6 protein-coding genes are annotated in these 9,665 nt (G+C 39.4%); all 6 read left to right on the top strand.

The window, feature by feature from the left end; all coding sequences use genetic code 11:
- The coding region (locus KZX55_RS09125; protein ID WP_248026956.1) for an LPXTG cell wall anchor domain-containing protein at positions 1 to 343 on the top strand (343 nt) is incomplete at its 5' end.
- Positions 344 to 476: 133 nt separating this feature from the next.
- Entirely contained in the window at positions 477 to 1,004 is a 528-nt protein-coding gene (locus KZX55_RS09120; RefSeq protein ID WP_248026942.1) for an FUSC family protein, read from the top strand.
- 76 nt (positions 1,005 to 1,080) lie between these two features.
- The gene (glnR, locus tag KZX55_RS09115; protein ID WP_000659550.1) at positions 1,081 to 1,437 is read left to right on the top strand and encodes a transcriptional repressor GlnR; all 357 of its coding nucleotides are present in this window, start codon (positions 1,081 to 1,083) and stop codon (positions 1,435 to 1,437) included.
- 36 nt (positions 1,438 to 1,473) lie between these two features.
- A complete protein-coding gene (glnA, locus tag KZX55_RS09110; RefSeq protein WP_001122897.1) occupies positions 1,474 to 2,820 on the top strand; it encodes a type I glutamate--ammonia ligase in 1,347 nt (448 codons plus the stop codon).
- A gap of 389 nt (positions 2,821 to 3,209) precedes the next feature.
- Positions 3,210 to 3,797 carry a TlpA family protein disulfide reductase gene (locus KZX55_RS09105; protein ID WP_057489493.1) on the top strand — a complete coding sequence of 196 codons (588 nt, stop codon included), beginning with the start codon at positions 3,210 to 3,212 and terminating at the stop codon, positions 3,795 to 3,797.
- A 59-nt stretch (positions 3,798 to 3,856) separates the two neighbouring features.
- Positions 3,857 to 9,665: isopeptide-forming domain-containing fimbrial protein (gene padA, locus KZX55_RS09100; protein ID WP_248026940.1), on the top strand; the 5,809-nt coding region annotated here is incomplete at its 3' end.

Genomic DNA, 9,665 nt, shown 5'->3' with positions numbered 1-9,665 from the left:
CTTCAAGGAGGAATTCCTTCAAGAGATTCAGTTGGATTCTCCATTCCAGGCTGAGACTTATATTCAAATGAAACGAATTGCTGTCGGAACTTTTGAAAATACCTATGTAAATACTGTGAACAAAGTTGCTTACGCCTCAAATACAGTTCGCACGACAACGCCAGAACCTAAGAAACCAGAGGAGCCAACAACCCCTAATTCTAATCCAAATCCAAAAGGGAACCCTACTCTACCTCAAACAGGTACAAATGATTCAAGCTACATGCCATATCTTGGTCTAGCAGCTTTAGTAGGAGTTTTAGGACTTAGTCAGTTGAAACGAAAAGAAGACGAAAGCAACTAATTTCTGGAAGTTAAATAGAAAAGAGGAACTCTGTTTCCTCTTTTTTATAGTCCGAAATTAAAAACGCTTCCTATTGATTTTCACTCATAAAATCAACTAATTTATGTTAAAATGGTAGTAGAAAGTTGAGATTATGAGTTATTTTAAAAAATATAAATTTGATAAGTCACAGTTCAAACTTGGTATGCGGACTTTCAAAACGGGAATTGCCGTTTTTCTAGTTCTTTTGATTTTTGGCTTTTTTGGCTGGAAGGGTCTTCAAATCGGTGCTCTGACAGCGGTTTTTAGTCTGAGGGAGAGTTTTGATAAGAGCGTCCATTTTGGAACTTCACGTATTCTAGGAAATAGTATCGGTGGCTTCTACGCCCTTATCTTTTTTCTCTTAAATACCCTATTTCATGAAGCCTTTTGGGTGACCTTGGTGGTTGTTCCAATCTGCACTATGTTAACCATTATGACAAATATGGCCATGAATAATAAATCGGGGGTTATTGGTGGTGTAGCAGCTATGTTAATCATTACCCTATCAATACCGAGCGGTGAAACAATTTTGTACGTGTTTGCGCGTGTATCGGAAACTTTCATGGGAGTTTTTGTCGCAATTCTCGTAAATTATGATATTGATCGTATTCATCTCTTTTTAGAGAAAAAAGAAAAATAATGTTACATTTTATGACATTATCAATTGACGTTTGTCTTTTTTTAGACTATAATAGACAGAAAGAAGGAAAATGTAAATGAAGGAAAAAGAATTTCGCCGAAATATGGCTGTTTTTCCTATTGGCAGTGTTATGAAGTTGACCGATCTCTCGGCGCGTCAGATTCGTTATTATGAAGATCAAGAGTTGATTAAACCTGATCGAAACGAAGGAAACCGTCGCATGTATTCGTTGAATGATATGGATCGTCTGCTTGAAATCAAAGATTATATCTCTGAAGGTTACAATATCGCTGCCATTAAGAAAAAATATGCTGAACGTGAGGCGAAGTCCAAGAAAGTGGTGAGTCAGACAGAGGTGCGTCGCGCACTTCATAATGAACTCCTCCAGCAGGGACGCTTTGCTTCAGCACATTCACCTTTTGGTCGCGGTTAGGCAATCGCAAGTAGTCATATATTAAGGAGAAAAACCATGCCAATCACAGCTGCAGATATTCGTCGTGAAGTCAAGGAAAAAAATGTTACCTTTATTCGTCTCATGTTCTCAGATATTTTGGGAACGATGAAAAACGTCGAAATTCCTGCTACAGATGAACAGTTAGATAAAGTCTTGTCAAACAAGGCTATGTTTGATGGATCTTCTATTGAAGGTTTTGTACGTATCAATGAGTCAGATATGTACTTGTACCCAGACTTGGATACATGGACAGTCTTCCCTTGGGGAGATGAAAACGGAAGTGTTGCAGGTTTGATCTGTGATGTCTATACAACAGAAGGTAAACCATTTGCAGGTGACCCTCGTGGCAATTTGAAACGTGCTCTTCGCCATATGGAAGAAGTAGGATTCAAATCCTTCAACCTTGGACCAGAGCCAGAATTCTTCCTATTTAAACTGGATGAAAATGGGGATCCGACTCTTGAGGTAAATGATAAGGGTGGCTACTTTGATTTGGCACCTACAGACCTTGCGGATAATACACGTCGTGAAATCGTTAATGTCTTGACCAAAATGGGATTTGAAGTGGAAGCAAGTCACCACGAGGTTGCGGTTGGACAACACGAAATTGACTTCAAGTATGATGAAGTCCTCCGTGCTTGTGATAAGATTCAAATCTTTAAACTCGTTGTTAAAACTATTGCTCGCAAACATGGTTTGTACGCAACCTTTATGGCGAAACCAAAATTTGGTATCGCTGGATCAGGTATGCACTGTAATATGTCCTTGTTTGATGCAGAAGGAAACAATGCCTTCTTTGATCCAAATGATCCAAAAGGAATGCAGTTGTCTGAAACGGCCTACCATTTCCTTGGTGGTTTGATCAAGCATGCCTACAACTATACCGCCATCATGAACCCAACAGTTAACTCATACAAACGTTTGGTTCCAGGTTATGAAGCGCCTGTTTACATTGCTTGGGCTGGTCGTAACCGTTCGCCACTTGTGCGCGTACCAGCTTCACGTGGTATGGGAACTCGTCTTGAGTTGCGTTCAGTGGACCCAATGGCAAACCCATACATCGCTATGGCGGTTCTTTTGGAAGTTGGTTTGCATGGTATTGAAAACAAAATCGAAGCACCAGCTCCTATCGAAGAAAATATCTACATCATGACAGCAGAAGAGCGTAAGGAAGCTGGAATCACTGATCTTCCATCAACTCTTCATAACGCCTTGAAAGCTTTGACTGAGGATGAAGTGGTCAAGGCAGCCCTAGGTGAACACATCTACACTAGTTTCCTTGAAGCCAAACGTATCGAGTGGGCTAGCTATGCGACCTTTGTTTCACAATGGGAAGTTGATAATTATCTTGACTTATATTAAGAATATAAAAAGATTGTCTGATTGGGCAATCTTTTTTATTGTTGCAAATTTTTAAATGTATTTCGTTGCTGTTTTTAGTATAGTTATTATATAGAAAAACAGAAAACAAGAAAGAGTGAATTATGCATTAAAAAGAAATAATATTCTGAAAATAATTAGAAAATAACGTCCAATCATTTTCATTATACCTATTTAATGCAGTAGTGTGGCGGGTTTAGCGTGAGAAAGAAAAAAGTTTACAATTTGACAACATATTTCTTGAAATACTAATTAGTAAATGATAAAATGTTTTTTGGAATGGATGAGTTTCGGAGGGTTCATAAATTATTTACTATATTATTTACTCAAGCTGTACTCGCCATATTTCATCAAAAAGGAAAGGAGATTCTATGCAAAAAGATAAGTGGTGGCTTCCGTTTTTAGCAGTGGGAGTCATCATCGGATTGTCGGTGGGTTTGATTTATTATACTAGACCCGCTAAGGACGGAGAAGTAGGGACTTCATCAGTTTCGCAATCAACTTCAAGTGCTGAGAACAATACTGCCTTGAGTCTAAAAGGTCAACGACTTCCAGAATTTAAAATGACTTCTCAAGACGGTAAATTGATTGCTAGTTCAGAGCTGTATGATAAACCTATGTTAATTGTCGAATGGGCTAGTTGGTGTCCTCATTGTCAGAAACAACTACCCATTGTTCAGCAGATGTATGAAAAGTATGGTGAACAGATCAATTTTGTTTTACTAAATATGAACGAACCTGGTAAAGAAACAAAGGAGAGTGCCGATCGATACATTAAGGAAAAAGGATATACTTTCCCTTATTACTATGATGAAGATCAATCAGCGGCAGATCTATTACAGGTTCAGACCATACCAAGTATGTATTTTGTAACCAAAAAGCAAGAAGTAAAAAATGTATTGATTAATCATTCCGATGCGGAAAGCTTTTCTAAAGAGTTGCAAACATTACTCAACTAACATATATCTACTATAGAAAAGGGGGAAGAAGAAATCACAATAGGATTTCAGAAATAGCAATGAGAGATTTCATTAAAAAGGTATCCATATTGTTTATCATTTTATTCTTATCTGTTCCATTAGCCTTAATGGGACAGATACTTGGTAGCGCTGCAGCAAATGAAGGCGGTAGTACTATTGAAGTAGGTGGAAATACAAAGATAACACAAAATGGATGTTCCCGTAAAATTGAAAAAACGGAAAAAATTAGCTGGCGCCTGCCTAGAAAACCAGTGGATTTGGTGATCTTGCAGGATGCGAGTGGATCATTTAAGAACACCATTCCAAATGTCCAGAATGCTTTAAAAACTCTGACGACATTTGTGAAGGAAGAAGAGTATGATGAAAATAACCCACGTTTGGTTAAGACTAATAATCCAGATACGTCAGATCGGGTTATGATGGCAACCTTCCAAGGTGCAGATGGATACAACTACTACTACAATAACAATTTTACAGGCCGTAAAGATGTTTATGGTAGTTGGGGACCTGACTATGATTACAAATACAAGGCAAGTAACTTGTCTTCTGATCAAAATGATATCCATCAATTCATTAATAATATTAAAGTAGCGGGAGGAACACCAACTGTTCCAGCTATTGACGATGTCATTGCTCAATATAATGAAAGAAAAGGGAATATGGCTAATGGTCGTAAAACTATCTTTCTTTTGATTACGGATGGTGTTGCCAATGGGAAACGTGACCCTGATGGTAAGGTTCGTCTAGAGTACAGTGACTATCGGAACAATATTCTTACACGTGCATGGAATTTTAATGAACTAACAGAGGCTTCTCAAAACGTTTTAGGGCGTGTGAAAGAGGTTAAGGAAGCATCTACAAGACTTAAAAATGTTGTTGGTTCTGAAGGAACAGTAGTAGTTGGTTTCTGGGAAGACGTATCAATCTTTGCAAACTCTAAAGCTCAGTATTATGACACATATAAAGAAGGTTATTCAAAATATTTTGATATTGGAGATAACCGAAGTGTCCAAGAGATTTTCCATGAAGCATTGGAGGGGATGGCTTCTCCAGCTAAAAATATCAATGGAAAAGATGTTTCCTTCTATGTTAATGAACAAAGCGATATCAATAAATTCTCAAGTCGAGTTCTAGAATCTGTTGGTGCTGCTCTGGTTAAAGAAGATATCAAAGGTGAGTTTGAAGTTACTCCAGGATATAAGGTAGATGCAGTTCGAATTAATGGTAAGAAGATTGTATCAAAGGTTACCGATTCGAAGAAAGAAATTCGTGGTAAGATTGTTCAAGAAGGAGACAAGGTTACAATCTCTGTTCCAGAGAGTGTCTTTAATCCAGGAAACAACAAGTTTGACTATGATTTGAGTAAGGAAGCACATGCTGAACAAGTTGATGAGGATGATGAGCAAGACCCTCCTGCAGACTACAAACCAGTTAAGGAGACAGTTCCAGTTCCTGAGTTGACTGGTAAATTTAAAGTTGGTGATTTTGCGACTGAAACAATCGGTGGTTCGAAAGAAACTGTAGAAGTTCAAAAACTTGAATACTGTTACCCAAGTGCTACTAAGAAAATTGTAGACCAAGATCAAAGTAATGATACTGGTACCATTGAAGATCCACTTCAATTGACTAAAAAACTAGCCTATGCGGCTAACTTGTCTGCCAAAGACGAAACATTTACTTATACAGTAGATTACAACTTCAATAACGTTCCTTATGAGTTTAAGCAAAACGTTATGTTGACAGACCCTCTTGACTATCGTTTGGAGGTTGTGGGTCACCATGCGTCTGGACCACAAGGTCAAATCTTGACTCGTGTAGTGAAACAAAATGACGATCTCGGAAACGAACGTGAAGTTGTTGTTGCTGATGTACCAAGTGTGAATGGTTATGAATACTTAGTGCTTCAAAAAGCTAAAATGACCATTACCGTTCGCTTGAAGGAGCAATATCGCAATAATCAAGCGAGCAAAGAATTTATGGCCCTTCTTCAGGATAATGATGGTTTCGGTTTGCTGAACCAGGGTAATATCATGTGGAATGGTGAGGATAATAATCCTGATCCAAGTAAACATGCTAAAACAGCTGACAAACCAAGTACAATTCGTCGCTCAAACCCAGTCTATGTTAAACCACCAGTTGATACCGAAATTACGAAGAAGGTCAATGATAAGGAACATGAAGATCTTGGGACAGAAGAAGAACTCTTCGAGTACAAGGTGACTGTTCCATGGCCAGGTATTGCAGATACATTCAGCCTTACAGATACAGTTGTTTCAGAGTTGGAAGTTCAGGCAGATAGCTTGAATGTAAAACTTGGTGAAAAAGATAATACTGAGTTGAAAACTGCTGCAAAAGTTGAAGGTCAAACTGTTTCACTGACTCTTGATAAAACTCAACTCGAAAAAATCTCACGTAAGGTAACGCGTCGTAAGACTAAAGATGTTCAATACCTTGAATTGACCTTCAAGGCTAAGATTCGTCCGGGTGCTGACCTTTCTAAATATAAGGAAGATGGTCAAATTAAAGTACCTAACACGGCAGATGTTGCCTTGAATGATATCAAGAAAACATCGAATAAAGTAACGGTTACACCACCAAAACCAAAAGAACCTTCTATTGATAAGAAGATTAATGAAAACTTGGATACATTCCAAACATTTGATGGACAACCATACAACTACAACATTACTACAGCTGTGCCAAGTGATGTTGCTAATTACAAGAAATTTGTGATTCGTGATACACTGGATGCTAATTTGGAGCTTGCAGGCGACGTAAGTATTAAAGGTTCTGCAGCGGCCCTCTTTGATATCCATACCAATGGCCAAGAGATTACGGCAACGGTAAAGGATGGTCAGTTTGGTGAACTTGCAAAATACTCAACTGTTGAATTAGTCATTCCTGTAAAAGTTAAAAATGGTGTGACAGGTACAACCATTCAAAACAAGGCTTCTATTTCCTTTACAAATGAGAAAAATGAAGAGAAAGAAGTTGAATCGAAACCTGTCACCGTAACGCCACCTCCTGTAACGAAGAAGATCAATGAAACACTTGATCATTTAGATATCGCGACAGGTCAAGCGTATAACTACAACATTAAGACAAAACTTCCAACAGATATTACAGATTACAAGAAATTTGTGATTACAGATACACTTGAAGGAGATTTGTCAGTTATCAATGAAACTTCAAGCAAACCAGTTATCAAAGGAGCAGCTGCAGCCTTCTTCGATGTAACAGTTGAGGGTCAAACCGTGACTGCAACGATGAAGGACTTTGCGAACACTACAGCTCTTGCTGGTCAAGAAGTGGAATTGATTATTCCGGCTAAGATCAATGATGGAGTGACTCGTATCAACATTCCAAATACTGCGAAGTTCAGCTTCACAGATAAGAACGATCATAGCGGAGAAAAAGAAACGAAACCGGTCACTGTAACCCCTCCATCAGAACCAGGTGTTGATAAGAAAATCAACGAAACACTGACAGAGGCAACCATTGGTGCAGAAACAGACTTCACATATAATATCAAAGCAAAATTGCCAAATAATATTACAACATACAAGTCCTTCGTTGTAACAGATACCTTGGATGAGAACTTGACTCCAGGTCAAGCTGAAATCAAGGGAGCGGCAGCGAAATTCTTCGATGTAACAGTTCAAGGTCAAACCGTGACTGCAACGATGAAGAATTTTGCGAATGCGGGTGACTTTGGTAACCAAGAAGTAGAACTCGTGATTCATGCCAAAGTGAAGAAAGACTCAAAAGTTCCATCTATTGAGAACAAAGCTAAGATTACTTATACCAACAAGAATGACCAACAAGGTGAGAAAGAAACCAAACCGGTTACTGTCACTCCACCGCCAATCACTAAGAAGGTGAATGGTCAGGAACATGCAGATCTTGGTAAGTTATCAGAAGCCTTCACGTATACGATTGACTCAACGGTTCCACATGTGGCAGATACCTTTACCATTTCAGATGATATCGTCAAAGAATTGGCATTTGAAGGGGAAGCAACTGTCACTGTTGACGGCCAAGCTGTTCAAGACCTCACTGCAACAACAGAAGGTCAACGTTTGACGGTCACATTTGGTAAAGAGCAAGTGAAACAATATGCTGGTAAAGCTGTACAAGTTTCATTTAAGGCTAAGGTGAAGGAAGGCATTACCTTTGATGCACTCTTAGCGGCTTATCCAAATGAATCAAAAGACAAGCCGGTAGTACCAAATACTGCTAGCTACATCATTAATGATAATCCTGATTCTAAGAAAGAATCAAAACCAGTTACCGTTACACCACCACCAACCACTACTCCAGAGCTTAAGAAGGAAGTAAACGGAGCAGAACGTTACGATCTTGTAAAACGTAATGAAGAATTTACTTATACTTTGAAAACAACAATGCCTGCCAATGCAACTGAGTTTGAGATGACAGACGAGTTGAAAGAAGTTCTAGAATTTGTTGGTGAGAATGCTTCAGCTACTATTAAACTTGATGGTGAGGATGCAGGATCGAAGGCGACAGTGACACTTTCTGGTCAAGTCATCAAAGTTGCCTTTACAGAAGCTTCTGTAAAAGCAGATGCCGGTAAGTCTATTGAAGTGAATTTCAAGGCTAAGATTAGAGATAATGCCAACTTGTCAGCTTATGTGACCAAAGATGGTAAGACTGAAATTCCAAACAAGGCTTCTTACGACATCGATCACAATCCGAAATATCACAAGGATTCCAATGAAGTTCCAGTAACTCCACCGACTCCAGAAGAGCCAGAAATCAAGAAAGATGTGAATGGCAAAGAAGCTGAAACTCTTGGCAAACGCGACCAAGTCTTCACCTATAATGTGAAAACAAGTGTAGCGCAAGATGCGACAGCCTTCTCAGTCACAGATACCCTAGTAGACGTTCTTGAATTCGCAGGAACTTCAAGTGCTAAATTGAACGGTCAAGCGCTTGACGCAAGCCAAATCAAGGTAGAAGGTCAAACCATTACTTTGACGCTTACAGAGGAACAAGTTAAAGCCAATGGTGGTCAAGCAGTTGAATTAACATTCGACGCTAAGATCAAAGCTGGTGCGAACTTGTCTGCTTACCTATCAGAAGATAAGACTGTGAAAGTTCCTAACAAGGCAGCTTACAAGGCAGATCTTCCAAACAAACCAGGCTTTACGAAAGACTCTAATGAAGTTCCAGTAACGCCACCGACTCCAGAAGAGCCAGAAATCAAGAAAGATGTGAACGGCAAAGAAGCTGAAACTCTTGGCAAACGCGACCAAGTCTTCACCTATAATGTGAAAACAAGTGTAGCGCAAGATGCGACAGCCTTCTCAGTCACAGATACCCTAGTGGACGTTCTTGAATTCGCAGGAACTCCAAGTGCTAAATTGAACGGTCAAGCTCTTGAAGCAAGCCAAATCAAGGTAGAAGGACAAACGATTACCTTGACGCTTACAGAAGATCAAGTCAAAGCCAATGGTGGTCAAGCAGTTGAATTAACATTCGACGCTAAGATCAAAGCTGGTGCGAACTTGTCTGCGTATGTGAAGGAAGACGGTCGTACACAGATTCCGAATAAGGCAGCTTATGATGCAAGCTTCCCACACAAACCAGGAGTGCACAAGGACTCTAACGAAGTCCCAGTAACGCCTCCGACTCCAGAAGAGCCAGAAATCAAGAAAGATGTGAATGGCAAAGAAGCTGAAACTCTTGACAAACGCGACCAAGTCTTCACCTATAATGTGAAAACAAGTGTAGCGCAAGATGCGACAGCCTTCTCAGTCACAGATACCCTAGTGGACGTTCTTGAATTCGCCGGCACATCAAGTGCTAAATTGAACGGTCAAGCGC

It is taken from the genome of Streptococcus halitosis (assembly GCF_023147855.1).
GTDB classification, from domain to species: domain Bacteria; phylum Bacillota; class Bacilli; order Lactobacillales; family Streptococcaceae; genus Streptococcus; species Streptococcus halitosis_B.
The sequence above is the reverse complement of the archived record's forward strand: the minus strand, read 5'-3'. Positions and strand labels throughout refer to the sequence as shown.